General features: G+C 68.2%; 13 protein-coding genes and 1 riboswitch. Of the genes, 2 read left to right on the top strand and 11 right to left on the bottom strand.

All coding sequences use genetic code 11. The features are described 5' to 3' along the window. Positions 1 to 43: 43 nt before the first annotated feature. From AOK08_RS14470 to ctaE, 6 genes are all read right to left on the bottom strand, one after another. Entirely contained in the window at positions 44 to 1,405 is a 1,362-nt protein-coding gene (locus AOK08_RS14470; RefSeq protein ID WP_055525954.1) for an aminotransferase class V-fold PLP-dependent enzyme, read from the bottom strand. Between the two features lie 187 nt (positions 1,406 to 1,592). Continuing rightward, a riboswitch (SAM riboswitch) is annotated at positions 1,593 to 1,710 on the bottom strand. A gap of 88 nt (positions 1,711 to 1,798) precedes the next feature. Further along, positions 1,799 to 2,863, bottom strand: a complete 1,065-nt coding sequence (gene trpD, locus AOK08_RS14465) for an anthranilate phosphoribosyltransferase (protein WP_055525953.1) — start codon at positions 2,861 to 2,863, stop codon at positions 1,799 to 1,801. A gap of 95 nt (positions 2,864 to 2,958) precedes the next feature. Next, the gene (gene qcrB, locus AOK08_RS14460; protein ID WP_055525952.1) at positions 2,959 to 4,599 is read right to left on the bottom strand and encodes a cytochrome bc1 complex cytochrome b subunit; all 1,641 of its coding nucleotides are present in this window, start codon (positions 4,597 to 4,599) and stop codon (positions 2,959 to 2,961) included. Next, a complete protein-coding gene (gene qcrA / locus AOK08_RS14455; protein WP_055525951.1) occupies positions 4,596 to 5,669 on the bottom strand; it encodes a cytochrome bc1 complex Rieske iron-sulfur subunit in 1,074 nt (357 codons plus the stop codon). Before qcrA ends, qcrB begins: the two co-directional genes overlap by 4 nt. Then, positions 5,666 to 6,478 carry a cytochrome bc1 complex diheme cytochrome c subunit gene (gene qcrC / locus AOK08_RS14450; RefSeq protein ID WP_055525950.1) on the bottom strand — a complete coding sequence of 271 codons (813 nt, stop codon included), beginning with the start codon at positions 6,476 to 6,478 and terminating at the stop codon, positions 5,666 to 5,668. The genes qcrA and qcrC overlap by 4 nt, the downstream gene beginning before the upstream one ends. Positions 6,479 to 6,560: 82 nt before the next feature. Continuing rightward, positions 6,561 to 7,181 carry an aa3-type cytochrome oxidase subunit III gene (ctaE, locus tag AOK08_RS14445; RefSeq protein ID WP_055525949.1) on the bottom strand — a complete coding sequence of 207 codons (621 nt, stop codon included), beginning with the start codon at positions 7,179 to 7,181 and terminating at the stop codon, positions 6,561 to 6,563. Positions 7,182 to 7,416: 235 nt separating this feature from the next. Here ctaE and AOK08_RS14440 point away from each other — a divergent pair, with 235 nt between their 5' ends. Then, positions 7,417 to 7,818, top strand: coding sequence for a response regulator (locus AOK08_RS14440; protein ID WP_055525948.1), 402 nt, complete (start codon positions 7,417 to 7,419; stop codon positions 7,816 to 7,818). A gap of 94 nt (positions 7,819 to 7,912) precedes the next feature. On the opposite strand, the gene AOK08_RS14435 is transcribed toward AOK08_RS14440, so the two are convergent. From AOK08_RS14435 to ctaC, 4 genes are all read right to left on the bottom strand, one after another. Beyond that, positions 7,913 to 9,172, bottom strand: a complete 1,260-nt coding sequence (locus AOK08_RS14435) for a L,D-transpeptidase (RefSeq protein ID WP_055525947.1) — start codon at positions 9,170 to 9,172, stop codon at positions 7,913 to 7,915. Between the two features lie 130 nt (positions 9,173 to 9,302). Then, positions 9,303 to 9,701: a cytochrome c oxidase subunit 4 gene (locus AOK08_RS14430; RefSeq protein WP_055525946.1), complete on the bottom strand. Its 399-nt coding sequence runs from the start codon at positions 9,699 to 9,701 to the stop codon at positions 9,303 to 9,305. Then, positions 9,698 to 11,434 carry an aa3-type cytochrome oxidase subunit I gene (ctaD, locus tag AOK08_RS14425; protein WP_055525945.1) on the bottom strand — a complete coding sequence of 579 codons (1,737 nt, stop codon included), beginning with the start codon at positions 11,432 to 11,434 and terminating at the stop codon, positions 9,698 to 9,700. The genes AOK08_RS14430 and ctaD overlap by 4 nt, the downstream gene beginning before the upstream one ends. Next, positions 11,431 to 12,423, bottom strand: coding sequence for an aa3-type cytochrome oxidase subunit II (ctaC, locus tag AOK08_RS14420; protein ID WP_198539266.1), 993 nt, complete (start codon positions 12,421 to 12,423; stop codon positions 11,431 to 11,433). Before ctaC ends, ctaD begins: the two co-directional genes overlap by 4 nt. Before the next feature lie 362 nt (positions 12,424 to 12,785). Here ctaC and AOK08_RS14415 point away from each other — a divergent pair, with 362 nt between their 5' ends. Then, a complete protein-coding gene (locus tag AOK08_RS14415; protein WP_055525944.1) occupies positions 12,786 to 14,174 on the top strand; it encodes a cysteine desulfurase/sulfurtransferase TusA family protein in 1,389 nt (462 codons plus the stop codon). Positions 14,175 to 14,239: 65 nt separating this feature from the next. On the opposite strand, the gene AOK08_RS14410 is transcribed toward AOK08_RS14415, so the two are convergent. Next, positions 14,240 to 15,214, bottom strand: a complete 975-nt coding sequence (locus AOK08_RS14410) for a carbohydrate kinase family protein (RefSeq protein ID WP_055525943.1) — start codon at positions 15,212 to 15,214, stop codon at positions 14,240 to 14,242. Positions 15,215 to 15,321 lie beyond the last annotated feature (107 nt).

The following is a 15,321-nucleotide window of genomic DNA, read 5'->3' as shown; positions in this document are numbered from 1 at the left end:
ACGGGACGGGTAGGGGCGGCGGGGGCGAGGAAACTACTGGGCCTCAGACCGCCGGAACGCAGCGCCCGTCCTCCGTCCGGTACCGCCACTTCGCCCCGTCCCGCACAAGCTCCTTCACCGCGCCCACGAACCGCTCGACGTGCTCGTCCGGGGTGCCCGCACCGAAGCTCACCCGGATGGCGTTGAGCGACTTCTCCCCGGGAGCCGCCTCGGGGGCACCGCACTCCCCCTGCGTCCGCGGCTCACTGCCCAGCAGCGTCCGCACCAGCGGATGCGCGCAGAACAGCCCGTCCCGCACCCCGATCCCGTACTCCGCGGAGAGCGCCGCGGCGAAGTGCGAGCTGTTCCACCCCTCGACGACGAACGAGATGACGCCGACGCGCGGGGCGTCGTCACCGAACAGCGAGAGAACCCTGACCTCGGGCACCTCCGCCAGCCCCGCCCGAACGGTGTCGATCAGGTGCTGCTCCCGAGCCACCAGCGAATCGAACCCGGCCTCTGTGAGGGCCTTGCAGGCGGCGGCGATCGAGTAGGCGCCGATGACGTTCGGCGACCCGGCCTCGTGCCGGGCGGCGGTGTCGTGCCACTCCACGTCCACGCCCCCGTCCGCGCGCCGCGTGACCTTGCGGCTGGCGCCGCCACCGGCGAGGTACGGGTCGGCGGCGCGCAGCCAGTCGGCGCGGCCGGCCAGGACGCCGGAGCCGAAGGGCGCGTACAGCTTGTGCCCGGAGAAGGCGACCCAGTCGACGTCCAGCTCCTGGACGGAGACCGGGTGGTGCGGGGCGAGCTGGGCGGCGTCCAGGACGATCCGGGCACCGTGCGAGTGGGCGGCGGCGGCCAGCTCCCGTACGGGCCACAGCTCGCCGGTGACGTTGGAGGCGCCGGTGACGCAGACGAGGGCCGGGCCCTGAGGGTCACGGGCGGCGAGGGCCTCCCGGAGGGTGGCCACGGCCTGCTCGGGGGTGCGCGGGGCGTCGAGGTAGGTGACCTGGGCGTTTTGCCAGGGCAGCAGGGAGGCGTGGTGCTCGGTCTCGAAGACGAAGACCTGGCAGCCGTCGGGGAGGGCGGCGGCGAGGAGGTTGAGGGAGTCGGTGGTGGACCGGGTGAAGACGAGCTGGTCGTCGGCGCGGCAGTCCAGGAACTCGGCGACCGTCCTGCGGGCGTTCTCGAAGAGGTCCGTCGACAGCTGGGAGAGGTATCCGGCTCCCCGGTGCACGCTGCCGTAGTAGGGCGCGTACGCGGCCACGTCGTCCCAGACCCGCTGGAGCGCGGGCGCGCTGGCGGCGTAGTCGAGGGCCGCGTAGGTGACCTCGCCGCCGGTCACGAGCGGGACGGTGACATCACGGCCCAGAACGGGCAGCGGGGCGCAAAGGGTGCGGTCGGCGGCAAGGGTGGAGACAGACATGGCGAACTCCCGTGAGAGGCAAGAGGAATCACCGCGCGAGCACGTACGACCGCGAACACAGACGCACGTACGGCTCAAGCACGGAAAGGGTGAAAAGGGTGCGCGGAGGCGGGGCTCGGCAGCCCTATCGCATTCGCTTGCTCACGGAAGACTCCCTCGAACGACCAGGACCCCTGGATTCGAGAGGGGCCCGCGCTTGCCCTGAGCCTTGCTGCTCACGGCCTGGTCTTCATCCCGGGGCACCCCGCCACGGACGGAGGGTTGCCGGACAGTCGGCCGGGGCCTCATGACTGTCACTCATGACCTGGTACAGAACGTAACGGAGGTGATCGGCGTCCCGCAACCCGTGTCCGGATCGCGGGACGCCTCCCGCCTGGAACCCCTGTGCGACGGCTACGCGTTGGTCGCCGCCGACCACCGCTCCAGCGTCTTCTTCGCCGCCCCGGAGTCGATGGACCGCGCGGCCTCCTCCATCCGGGCGCCGATCTGCTCGGCCAGTGAGCCCGGCCCGGGGTCCAGCGCCACCAGCGCCGCCGCCGAGTTGAGCAGTACGGCATCCCGTACGGGCCCGGTCTCGCCGTCCAGCAGCCTCCGGGCGACCGCCGCGTTGTAGGTGGCGTCGCCGCCGCGCAGGGCCTCCACCGGGACCAGCTCGATGCCGACGTCGCGCGGGTCGAAGGCCTCCTCCGTCACCTTGCCGTCCCGGACGACCCACACCCGGGAGGTGGCGGTGATCGTCAGCTCGTCGAGGCCGTCGTCGCCCCGGAACACCAGGGACGAGTTGCCGCGCGCGGCGAAGACTCCGGCGACGATGGGGGCCATCCGGGGGTCGGCGACCCCGACCGCCTGGGCCTTGACCTTGGCCGGGTTGGTGAGCGGGCCCAGCATGTTGAAGACCGTCCGGATGCCCAACTGGCCGCGTGCGGCGCCCACATGGCGCATCGCCGGATGGAACCGGGCCGCGAAGCAGAAAGTGATCCCGGCTTCCTCGGCCACCTCGGCCACCCGCTTGGGCGTCAGGTCCAGATTGACGCCGAGCTGTCCCAGTACGTCGGACGCCCCGGAGGCCGAGGAGGCCGCCCGGTTGCCGTGCTTGACGACCTTGGCGCCCGTACCGGCGATGACGATCGCCGACATGGTGGAGATGTTCACCGTGTTGGCGCCGTCGCCGCCGGTGCCGACGATGTCGACGGCCGGTCCCGGCACCTCGATCACATTGGCGTGCTCGTACATCGCCTCGACGAACCCGGAGATCTCCTCCACCGTCTCGCCCTTGGCCCGCAGCGCCACCACGAACCCGGCGATCTGCGCGTCGGTCGCCTCGCCGCGCATGATCAGGTCCATCGCCCAGGCGGTGTCGGCCGCGCTCAGGTCCTGGCCGGCGAGCAGGCCGTTCAGCACGCGGGGCCAGGAACGGGCCGCCGCGGGATCGCCTCCGGCGGGGTTCACAGCGCTCATCTGCCGCTCCTGGGTAGGTCCCGGCGGGACTCCGCGGGACTCCTGGTGGGAATGGGGACACCCTATCCAGCCCGGCGTACGGCGAAGCGGGGTGATCAGTGGTGGCCGTGGCCGCTCGTGATCTCCTTGTACTCCTCGGCGGTCGGCTTGGGGATCTGGCTGTCCTCGCCGTAGTACGACTTGCTGAGCTTGGCGCGCAGCTTCTCCGCGCCGGACACCTTGCGCTCGACACCGTTCTCGTCGACCGTCGCGCCGATCATGGCCGGCTCGTACTGGTGGTGAGCGGTGAGGGTGTGCAGGGCCTCCTGGCTGAGCGGCTCGTGCACCTCGATGAACTCACCGTGCGGCAGGCGCTTGATGATGCCCGACTCGCGGCCGTGCAGCACCTTGTCCTTGTCGCGGCGCTGGAGGCCGAGGCAGATCCGCTTGGTGGCGATGAACGCGAGGACCGGGATGACGAAGAAACCGATGCGTACGAACCAGGTGATCGCGTTGATCGAGAGGTGGAAGTGGGTCGCCCAGAGGTCGTTTCCACCACCGATCAGCATCACGAAGTACGCGGCCAGCCAGGCCACACCGAACCCGGTACGGGTCGGGGTGTTGCGCGGCCGGTCGAGGATGTGGTGCTCGTTCTTGTCGCCGGTGACCCAGGACTCGATGAACGGGTAGACCGCGATGGCCACCAGCACCAGCGGGAAGACCACGATCGGGATGAACACACCCAGCACGAGGGTGTGGCCCCACAGGTTGATCTCCCAGCCGGGCATCACACGCACCAGGCCCTCGGCGAAGCCCATGTACCAGTCGGGCTGGGCGCCGGTCGACACCTGGTCCGGACGGTAGGGACCCATGGCCCAGATCGGGTTGATCGAGGCGATGGCCGCGATGACCGCGATGACACCGAAGACCAGGAAGAAGAAGCCTCCGGCCTTGGCCATGTAGACCGGCAGCAGCGGCATGCCGACGACGTTGTTGTTCGTCTTGCCGGGGCCCGCGAACTGCGTGTGCTTGTGGTAGAAGACCAGGATCAGGTGCGCCACCATCAGGCCGAGCATGATGCCCGGCAGCAGCAGGATGTGGACCGAGTAGAACCGTGCGACGAAGTCGCCGCCCGGGAACTCACCGCCGAAGATGAAGAACGACAGGTACGTGCCGACGATCGGGACCGACAGCAGCACGCCTTCGATGAACCGCACGCCGGTACCCGACAGCAGGTCGTCGGGGAGCGAGTAGCCGGTGAAGCCGGTGAACAGCGACAGGACCAGCAGCAGCCAGCCGAACAGCCAGTTGACCTCGCGCGGCTTGCGGAAGGCGCCCGTGAAGAACACGCGCATCATGTGGATCATCATCGCCGCGACGAAGATCAGCGCCGCCCAGTGGTGGATCTGCCGGATCAGCAGACCACCGCGCACATCGAAGGAGATGTGCATGGTCGAGTTGAACGCCTCGGACATCAGCTGACCCTGCAACGGGATGTAGCTGCCGTGGTACTCCACCTCGTTCATCGACGGGTGGAAGAACAGCGTCAGATACACACCCGTGAGGATGATGATGATGAAGCTGTACATGCAGACTTCGCCGAGCATGAACGACCAGTGGTCGGGGAAGATCTTGCGCATGTTGGCCTTGGCCAGGGAGTAGATCCCCAGCCGGCCGTCGGCCCAGTCGGCGACGCGCTCGCCGGCCGGTGCCTTCTCGCGCGACGAACGCGCGTCGGTGTTGGGCGTAGTACTCATCCGCGCTCCCAGAATGCAGGACCGACGGGCTCGGAGAAGTCGCCGAGCGCCTCAAGGTAGCCCTGGTCGTTCACGCCGATGCGCAGCTGCGGCAACGGGTGACCGGCGGGGCCGAAGATCACCCGGGCGCCGTCGGAGAGGTCGAAGGTGGACTGGTGGCAGGGGCAGAGCACGTGGTGCGTCTGCTGCTCGTACAGGGAGATCGGGCAACCGACGTGGGTACAGATCTTCGAGTACGCCACGATGCCCTGGTAGGACCAGTCGAGCTCTTGCTTGTCCTTGATCTCGTCCGGCTGGATGCGGACGATCATCACGGCGGACTTGGCGATCTCGGTCTGGAACTCGTGGTCGTCCTCCTCCAGGCCCTCGGGCTTGACGAAGGTGAGCGACCCGACCGCGATGTCCGAGGGACGCAGCGGCTCGTTCGTGTTCATGTTGACGAGCAGCTTGCCCTTGGACCACAGGGTGTGACGCAGCTTCGTCCCGGGCAGCGGGCCGAGGTCGCGCAGCAGCATGACGCCGGAGAGCGGGAACAGGGCCAGCGCGCCGAACATCGTGTTGCGGACCAGCTTGCGCCGGCCGATCGCGGACTCCTTGGCGCCCTGCTTGAAGTCGGCCAGGACCTTCGCCTTGACCTCGGGCGGCGCGGAGATCGCGTGCCGCTCGTCGACGAGTTCCTCGTCGGACATCAGGGTGCGGGCCCAGTGGACCGCGCCCGCGCCGATCAGGAAGAGCGCGAGGCCCAGGGAGAGGCCCAGCGCGAAGTTCAGCGCGCTGAGGTGCCCGATCGGGAAGACGAAGATCGCCTTGTCCTTCGGGATCACCACGTACGAGACGATGAAGGCGACGGTGGCCACCATCGACAGCGTGAACATGAGGGCGACCGCACGCTCGGACCGCTTGGCGGCCCGCTCGTCGATGTCCTGGACGCGGTGTTCGTGCGGCGGCAGCCCCGGGTCGGCGAACGGGTTCTTCTCGTCCGCGACGCCCACGGCACCGTGCTCGTGCTCGGCGTGTGATGCGGCCTGCACTGCGGGCAGGTTCTCTTCTGGAATGTCTTGGCTACTCATGACTTCTTGGCCTTTGCGGTCCGAGCGGCGACCCATACGGCGACCGCGATGAGCGCTCCGAGGCCGAAGATCCAGGCGAACAGGCCTTCGCTGACCGGTCCGAGACCGCCCAGGCTCAGACCGCCGGGCTCCACGGTGTCATCGCCGTTGACCGCGTCGAGGTACGCGATGATGTCCTTCTTGTTCTTCTCCGACATCGTCGTGTCGGGGAAGGACGGCATGTTCTGCGGGCCGGTCTGCATGGCCTCGTAGATGTGCTTCGGGGCGACACCCTCAAGGTCCGGGGCGAACTTGCCGTGCGTGAGCGCACCGCCATGACCGGTGAAGTTGTGGCACTGCGCGCAGTTGGTGCGGAACAGTTCGCCGCCCTTGGCGATGTCCGCGCCCTCGGGGCCGTACTGGGCCTCGGTCGGCACGGAGGGGCCGGTGCCCAGCGACGCGATGTACGTCGCGAGCTGGTCGATCTGGGCCTGCGAGTAGATGTTCCGCTTCTTCGGGATCTGCGCGCCCTGCGCGGTCGCGGCCGGCATACGGCCGGTCGACACCTGGAAGTCGACCGCCGCGGCGCCGACGCCCACCAGGCTCGGACCGTCGGAGGACCCCTGACCGCCGGTGCCGTGGCAGCTTGCGCAGCCCACGGAGTACAGCCTCTGTCCCTCCGTGATGGTGAGGGACTGGGCGGATTCATCGGCCTTCGCCTGGCCCGTAGGCGCGACAGCGGAGTACAGCCCCCCGATGGCCGCCAGCGCGATGAGTAGGACGACGACCGCCGCCATCGGATGGCGTCGTCGTGCGGAGAGCTTTTTCACGGATTACCCCGGTGTCAGGATCTTCAGCGTCGAGTCTTCTGGAGGTGTCGGGCGGGCCCGATACGGGATCGGGCGGGCCCGGCTACTTGATCATGTAGATCGTGGCGAAGAGCCCGATCCAGACGACGTCGACGAAGTGCCAGTAGTAGGACACGACGATCGCGGCGGTCGCCTGCTCATGGGTGAACCTTCGCGCCGCGTACGTCCTGCCGAGGACGAACAGGAACGCGATGAGACCGCCCGTCACGTGCATGCCGTGGAAGCCGGTGGTCAGGTAGAACACCGAGCCGTACGGGTCGGAGGAGAGCGAGAGCCCGTCCTTCTTGACCAGCTCGGTGTACTCGAAGACCTGACCGCCGATGAAGATCGCACCCATCACGAACGTGACGATGAACCACATCCGGAGCTTCTTCACGTCACCGCGCTCGGCGGCGAACACACCGAGCTGGCAGGTGAGGGAAGAAAGCACCAGGATCGTGGTGTTGGCCGCGGAGAACGGGAAGTTGAGGCTTGACGCCATCTCCTTCCAGTGAGCCGGACCGGTCACCGATCGCAGGGTGAAGTACATCGCGAATAGGGCCGCGAAGAACATCAGCTCGGAACTCAGCCAGATGATGGTTCCGACGCTGGTGAGGTTCGGCCGGTTGACCGACGGGTGCGCGTGCCCGGTTTCTACTGTCGTTGCTGTCGCCACGACCGACATTATGTCGGTCGCTTATCCCGCCCTCACGCCGGGGGGTGCCGTTCGGGGTGTCTGCGGGGTGTGTCCAGCCCGTATGGCCCATCCACGGCGCGTCGACGGCCGGTCGGAGGGCTGATCGGGCGGCTGTTCGGACGGCTGATCGAGTGGGGTTCTGGCAGGGGTTCCGAGGGAGTAGCATCCGGCCCAGCGGACCCGGTCCGTCTGTCCGTACGACGCTGATGTCTCGGAGGGAACAATGCAGCCGACCGCCACGGTGCTGGTCTACAGCGATGACTCCAACACCCGCGAGCAGGTGCGGTTGGCGGCGGGGCGGCGACCCGCTCCCGACGTTCCCGTCGTCGAGTTCCTCGAGTGCGCGACGCCCGCCGCCGTCCTGAAGGAGCTGGACAAGGGCGGGATCGACGTCTGTGTGCTGGACGGGGAGGCCGTGCCCATGGGGGGCATGGGGATGTGCCGGCAGATCAAGGACGAGGTTTTCCGGTGTCCGCCGGTGCTGTTGCTGATCGGGCGGCCTCAGGATGCGTGGCTGGCGACTTGGAGTCGGGCCGATGGGGCGGTCACCTTGCCGGTGGAGCCTGTTGAGTTCGCCTCGGCGTTGGCTTCCCTGTTGCGGGCTCGGCGGGCCTTGAGCGCCTAAGAACTCGGTTCAACCGGTGGTTCGGCGGGTGCGGGGAGCGTCGTGGCTTGTCGCGCAGTTCCCCGCGCCCCTGGGTGGGGACTCGCGCCCCTTCTCAGATGCTCTGCGGAGTCAGGCGGACCTGGTTGGCCGGGAGGGAGCCCGCTGGGGCCGTGGTGAGGGCGCTGCCGCCCTCCCATTTCTTCCAGTCGAGGTTCCAGTCGCCGAAACCGTTGCCGAAGGACTCCATGGTGTGGCCGTAGGAGTTCACGACCTTGACGACGTCGCCTTCCCGGATGTTGTCGAAGAACCACTTGGCGTTGCTGGTGCTCATGCCGGTGCAGCCGTGGCTGACGTTCTCGGAGCCCTGGGAGCCCTCGGACCAGGGGGCGGCGTGCACGTACTCGCCGCTCCAGGTCACCCTGGTGGCGTAGTAGACCGGTAGGTCGTAGGAGTCGGCGCTGCCCTCGGCTATGCCGATGCTGGTGCCGCGCATGCGTACGAAGTACTCCTTGCCCAGTACGACCTTGACGCCGTTGCGGGTCTCGAAGCCGGGCTTGCCCGTGGTGACGGGGATGGTGTTGATCACCTTGTCGTTCCGGTAGACGGTCATCTGGTGGGACGACGCGTCCGTGACGGCTATGACCCGGTCGCCGGTGGTGAATGTCAGGGGCTTGGCGCTGCCGCCCCAGAGGCGGTCCCCGATCTTCATGCCGGGCAGGTTGCTGCGCACCTGGACGGTGGCCCTGGCGGGCCAGTACTCCTTGGGCCGGTAGTGGAGTTCCTTGTCGTTCACCCAGTGCCACGCGCCCTCGGTGGTGGGGGTCGAGTCCACCTTGAGGGCGCGCTCGACTATCGCGCGCTGTGCCTTTCCCCGCACGGGCTGGCTGAGTTCGGCCGTCACGGGCTGGCCCACACCGTAGGTGCCCTTCTTCGGGCCGAAGGTGACGTTCAGGCGCTTCTTGGTGGTGGGCCTGCTGGTGTCGAAGGTGCGCGTCCCGCGGCCGGGGGCGCCGTCCTCGTCCTCCGTGCTCACCCGGACCGTGTAGCGGGCGCCCGCGGCCAGGGGGGAGGTGCTGTGCCAGCGGCTGCCGTCGGCGGAGAGCTCGCCGGCCAGGTAGCGTCCGGCCGCGTCCATGGCCGTGACGTCCGTGATGCGGTCGTCGGAGTCGTCGGAGGTGATCTCCAGGGGCTTGTCCGGGTTCGCCTTCTTGCCGTCCCCGACAGCGCCGCCGAAGGAGATCCGCTCAGCCGCGTCGTACGGCTTCGCCGAGAGGGATTGGCCGTCCGAGCCGCAGGCGCCGGTGGACGCGCTCAGGGCGGCCACCAGGAGGGTGCAGCTGACGACCGTACGGTTGCGTGGTGAGTGCCTCATGACCTCACGCTAAGAACGTGCGGCGGGCTCGGCGCGGCGGGTGATCCGTGCGGGGGAACGAGGGTGTGGCAAAAGAGGGAGCCCGGACCCTCCTGACGGAGTGTCCGGGCTCCCCTGAGCACTGAACGTGTTACTGGGTGCGGTTCTCACCGCGGTAGTACTCGAAGACCCAGCCCCACAGGCCGATCAGCAGGACCGGGGCCCCGAAGTACGCCAGCCACCAGCCGATCGCGACGCTCAGGAACAGGAGCGCGCCGCCGATGCCCAGCGCGAGCGGCTGCCAGCTGTGCGGGCTGAAGAACCCGACCTCGCCGGCGTCGTCCGCGACGTCCGCTTCCTTGTTGTCGCCGGCGCCCACGTCGACCCGCCGGGCCGTGAAGGCCAGGTAGTAGCCGACCATGATGCACAGGCCGAAGGAGAGGGTGAGAGCCGTGGTGCCCACCGGCTCCTTCGACCAGACGCCGTAGACGATCGCCATGACGAGGATGAAGACGGCGAGCCAGATGAACATCTTGCCCTGGATCTTCACTTGCCAGCCTCCTTGCTGCCGGCGATGGCCGTCGCGCCGTGACCGGCGTTCTCCAGCTGGTCCAGCGCCGCGATCTCAGGGTGGTGCAGGTCGAACGCCGGGGATTCGCTGCGGATCCTCGGCAGGGTGAGGAAGTTGTGGCGCGGGGGCGGGCAAGAGGTGGCCCACTCCAGCGAACGGCCGTAGCCCCACGGGTCGTCGACCTCGACCTTCTTGCCGTACTTCGCCGTCTTCCACACGTTGTAGAGGAACGGCAGGATCGACAGGCCGAGCAGGAAGGAGCTGATCGTCGAGATCGTGTTCAGGGCGGTGAAGCCGTCCGCCGCGAGGTAGTCCGCGTACCGGCGCGGCATGCCCTCGGCGCCCAGCCAGTGCTGGACGAGGAAGGTGCCGTGGAAGCCGACGAACAGCGTCCAGAACGTGATCTTGCCGAGGCGCTCGTCGAGCATCTTGCCGGTCATCTTCGGCCACCAGAAGTGGAAGCCGGAGAACATCGCGAAGACGACCGTGCCGAACACCACGTAGTGGAAGTGCGCCACCACGAAGTAGGAGTCCGAGACGTGGAAGTCCATCGGCGGCGACGCCAGGATGACACCGGTCAGACCACCGAAGGTGAAGGTGATCAGGAAGCCGGTGGCCCAGAGCATCGGGGTCTCGAAGCTCAGTGACCCCTTCCACATGGTGCCGATCCAGTTGAAGAACTTCACGCCGGTCGGTACGGCGATGAGGAACGTCATGAAGGAGAAGAACGGCAGCAGCACACCGCCGGTGACGTACATGTGGTGGGCCCACACCGTCACGGACAGACCCGCGATCGCGATGGTCGCGCCGATCAGGCCCATGTAGCCGAACATCGGCTTGCGGGAGAAGACCGGGATGACCTCACTGATGATGCCGAAGAACGGCAGCGCGATGATGTACACCTCTGGATGCCCGAAGAACCAGAACAGGTGCTGCCACAACAGGGCACCACCGTTCGCGGCATCGAAGATGTGTGCGCCGAACTTCCGATCCGCCTCCAGCGCGAAGAGCGCGGCGGCGAGCACGGGGAAGGCGAGCAGAACGAGAACCGCGGTCAGCAGCACGTTCCACACGAAGATCGGCATGCGGAACATGGTCATGCCGGGCGCGCGCATGCAGATGATCGTGGTGATGAAGTTGACCGCGCCGAGGATGGTGCCGAAGCCGGAGAAGGCCAGACCCATGATCCACAGGTCGGCGCCGATACCGGGGGAACGGACCGCGTCCGACAGCGGGCTGTAGGCGAACCAGCCGAAGTCGGCCGCGCCCGAGGGGGTGAGGAAACCGCCGACCGCGATCGTCGAGCCGAACAGGTACAGCCAGTAGGCGAACATGTTCAGCCGCGGGAAGGCGACGTCGGGGGCACCGATCTGGAGCGGCATGATCCAGTTGGTGAAACCGGCGAACAGCGGCGTCGCGAACATCAGCAGCATGATCGTGCCGTGCATCGTGAACGCCTGGTTGAACTGCTCCGCCGACATGATCTGAAGGCCCGGCCGGGCCAGCTCGGCGCGCATGAGCAGCGCCATCACGCCACCGATGCAGAAGAAGGCGAACGACGTCACCAGATAGAGCGTGCCGATCGTCTTGTGGTCGGTGGTGGTGAGCCACTTGACGACCACGTTGCCCGGCTGCTTGCGCCGTACCGGCAGCTCGTTCTCGTACGAGTCCTCAGCTGCGGCGGCACCCTGGGGTTCGTTGGTGATGCTCACAGGTTTGTCGTCTCCCGGTTCTTCTCGTGGCTCGTCTGCGCGATGCCGGCGGGAATGTAACCGGTCTGCCCCTTCTTCACGAGGTCCTTGAGGTGCTGCTCGTAAGCCTCGGGAGAGACGACCTTCACGTTGAACAGCATCCGGGAGTGGTCGAGACCGCAGAGCTCCGCGCACTTGCCCATGAAGGTGCCCTCCTTGTTGGGGGTCACCTGGAAGGCGTTGGTGTGGCCCGGGATGACGTCCTGCTTCATCAGGAACGGCACCACCCAGAAGGAGTGGATGACGTCACGTGAGGTGAGGACGAAGCGGACCGTCTTGCCCTTGGGAAGCCAGAGGGTCGGACCCGGGTTGTGGGTGTCCGGGTCCTTCGAGGCGGGCGTACCGACGTCGTAGACACCGCCGGCGTTGGCCGGGAAGTCCTTCTTGAACCGGTCCGGAATGGCGTCCAGGTTCGGGTCGGTGTCCGCGTTTCCGGTGGAACCCGGGACGTTCTCGATGTAGTTGAAGCCCCAGCTCCACTGGAAGCCCACGACGTTGACCGTGAGGTCGGGCTTCTTCGAGAGGTCGAGGAGCTTCGACTCGTCGCGTGCCGTGAAGTAGAAGAGCACCGAGACGATGATCAGCGGAACCACGGTGTACAGCGCCTCGATGGGCATGTTGTACCGGGTCTGCGGAGGTACTTCTACCTTGGTGCGGCTGCGCCGGTGGAACATGGCGCTCCACAGGATCAGGCCCCAGACCAGCACGCCGGTGGCGAGCGCGGCTGCCCAGGATCCCTGCCACAGGGAGAGGATCCGCGGAGCCTCATCAGTGGCCGGGGAGGGCATACCAAGGCGGGGGAAGTCCTTGTATGTGCAACCGGTCGCGGTCGCCAGGACCAGGCCCGCAGTCAATGCCTGAAGCAGCTTCCGCCGCAACGGGCGCCGCGGCGTGGGGGTACCGCCCGCGCCCCCCAGGGTGCGGGGGAGGTCGGAGCCGTTGGGACTCACGTAGCGCCTTCCCGAGAGTCTCGCCCGCGCGGATTGGCTGCGGCCTGCCTTCTCGGGGTCGGTCGCCGCCCTGCGTCGGGCAGGGGTTTGGATGTTTATGCGGACCAAACCCTACTGGACGCAATTTGGGGTCGCGCGGGGAGGGTCCCCAACGCGCCGGGGGTCACCCCGACGGGGTCTGATGGGGGGTCCGGTGCCCGGTGCGACGGGGTTTGGGCGCCCAATGGGGTGGGGGGTTCTGTGCGTTGGCGGGTGCGGGTGGGTTGTGGTTGATCGCGCCCCGCGGCGGAGCCGCTGATGTCACAGCCCCGCGCCCCTGGGGTGGGACTCCGTCCCCTTGCTTGAGGACTTAGCGTTGATGTGTGTCCTACTTCGATGCCGCTTCCTCTGCTCCCCTTCACCCCGTTGCCCGGCAGGCCTTGCTTGCCTCGCTCGACGAAGGGTGGGCGGATCCCGCACGTTTGTACAGGGAGGGGCGGCGGGCGCGGATGTTGCTGGATGCCGCTCGGGAGGCCGCCGCCGAGTCCGTGGGGTGCCGTCCCGATGAGCTGACGTTCGTGTCGTCCGGTACTCGGGCCGTGCATGCCGGTGTCGCCGGGGCGCTCACCGGGCGGCGTCGCGTGGGGCGTCACCTGATCGTGTCGGCGGTCGAACACTCGTCGGTGCTCCATTCGGCTGAGGACTGGGAGGCGTCGGGCGGTTCGGTGACGACGGTCGCCGTCGACCGCGCCGGTGCCGTGGCCGTCGAGGGGTACGAGGCAGCCGTACGGCCCGACACCGCGCTGGCGTGTCTCCAGTCGGCCAACCACGAGGTGGGGACCGAGCAGCCGGTCGCGGAGGTGGCCGAGGTGTGCCGGGCGGCCGAGGTGCCGCTGCTGGTGGACGCGGCGCAGTCGCTGGGGTGGGGGCCGGTTCCGGGGCCTTGGTCGCTCCTCACCGCCAGCGCCCACAAATGGGGTGGGCCTTCCGGGGTCGGGCTGCTCGCCGTCCGCAAGGGTGTGCGGTTCGCGGTGCAAGGGCCCGTGGACGAGCGGGAGTCGGGGCGGGCGGCCGGGTTCGAGAACCTACCGGCGATCGTCGCGGCGGCGGCCTCGCTGCGCGCGGTACGGGCCGAGGCGGCCCAGGAGGCGGTACGGCTGCGGGAGCTGACGGAGCGGATCCGGGTACAGGTGCCGCGGTTGGTGACGGACGTGGAGGTGGTCGGCGATCCGGTGCGGCGGCTGCCCGGGGTCGTCACCTTCTCCTGTCTCTATGTCGACGGGGAGACACTGCTGCACGAGCTGGACCGCGCCGGTTTCTCCGTCTCCTCCGGCTCGTCCTGTACGAGCAGCACGTTGACGCCGAGCCATGTGCTGCGGGCGATGGGGGTGCTGAGCGAGGGAAACGTGCGGGTGTCGCTGCCGGCCGGGACACCGGCCGAGGAGGTCGACCGGTTCCTGTCCGTCCTGCCGGGCGCGGTGACGACCGTACGGGAGAAGCTGGGCGCGCCGACGACCCCGGTGACGGTCGCCGCCGTCGGCGAAGGGGACTCGCTCGTCGTGGACGCGCTCGGCAAGCGGTGCCCGATCCCGGTGATCGAACTGGCGAAGGTCATCGGCGACGTCCCGGTGGGCGCCACGATCCGCGTCCTGTCGGACGACGAGGCGGCCCGCCTGGACATCCCGGCGTGGTGCGAGATGCGGCAGCAGGAATATCTGGGGGAAGAGCCGGCGGAGAAAGGCACGGCATACCTGATCCGCCGGACGAGCTGACCCACCCGCTTTTAGGGGCGCGGGGAACTGCGCGACCAGCCCCCACGCACCTGCGGACGAAAAACTCAGCCCAGGTGCCCCTGAACTTCCAACGCGGCGTCGTCCCCGTACGCCTTGCGGAAGCGGTCCATGAAGTTGGCCCGCCGCAACGTGTACTCCTGCGTACCCACCGTCTCGATGACGAGAGTCGCCAGCATGCACCCGACCTGCGCCGCCCGCTCCAGCGAGACCCCCCACGCCAGCCCCGACAGGAACCCCGCACGGAAGGCGTCGCCGACACCCGTGGGCTCGACCTTGGCCTCCTCGTCCGGGCAGCCGACCTCGATCGGCTCCTCGCCGACGCGCTCGACGCGTACGCCCCGGGAACCGAGGGTGGTCACCCGAGTACCGACCTTGGAGAGGATCTCCGCGTCGGACCAGCCGGTCTTCGACTCGATGAGGCCCTTCTCGTACTCGTTCGAGAAGAGGTACGCGGCGCCTTCCAGCAGGACCTTGATGTCGTCGCCGCCCATGCGGGCGATCTGCTGGGAGAAGTCGGCGGCGAACGGGATGGACCGGGTGCGGCACTCCTCGGTGTGGCGGAGCATCGCCTCCGGGTCGTCCGCGCCGATCGAGACCAGGTCGAGGCCGCCGACGCGGTCGGCGACGGTCTTCAGCTCGATCAGCCGGGCCTCACTCATGGCACCGGTGTAGAAGGAGCCGATCTGGTTGTGGTCGGCGTCGGTGGTGCACACGAAACGCGCGGTGTGCAGCGTCTCGGAGATCCGGACCGAGTCGGTGTCCACGCCGTGGCGGTCCAGCCAGGCGCGGTACTCGTCGAAGTCGGCGCCGGCGGCCCCGACCAGGATCGGCCTGGTGCCGAGCTGGCCCATGCCGAAGGCGATGTTCGCGCCCACGCCGCCCCGGCGTACGTCGAGGTTGTCGACCAGGAAGGACAGCGAGACCGTGTGCAACTGGTCCGCGACGAGCTGGTCGGCGAAACGGCCGGGGAAGGTCATGAGGTGGTCGGTGGCGATGGAGCCGGTGACTGCGATACGCACGACGAGGACACTCTCCTGCGAGGGGAGGCGGATTGACACTTCACGCTACCCGGTCCGCCCGTGCTCGCTGTAGCGGCAAAACTACCCGATAGTAGATCTTTCTCGGC

The organism is Streptomyces graminilatus (assembly GCF_001418565.1).
GTDB lineage: Bacteria > Actinomycetota > Actinomycetes > Streptomycetales > Streptomycetaceae > Streptomyces > Streptomyces graminilatus.
The sequence above is the reverse complement of the archived record's forward strand: the minus strand, read 5'-3'. Positions and strand labels throughout refer to the sequence as shown.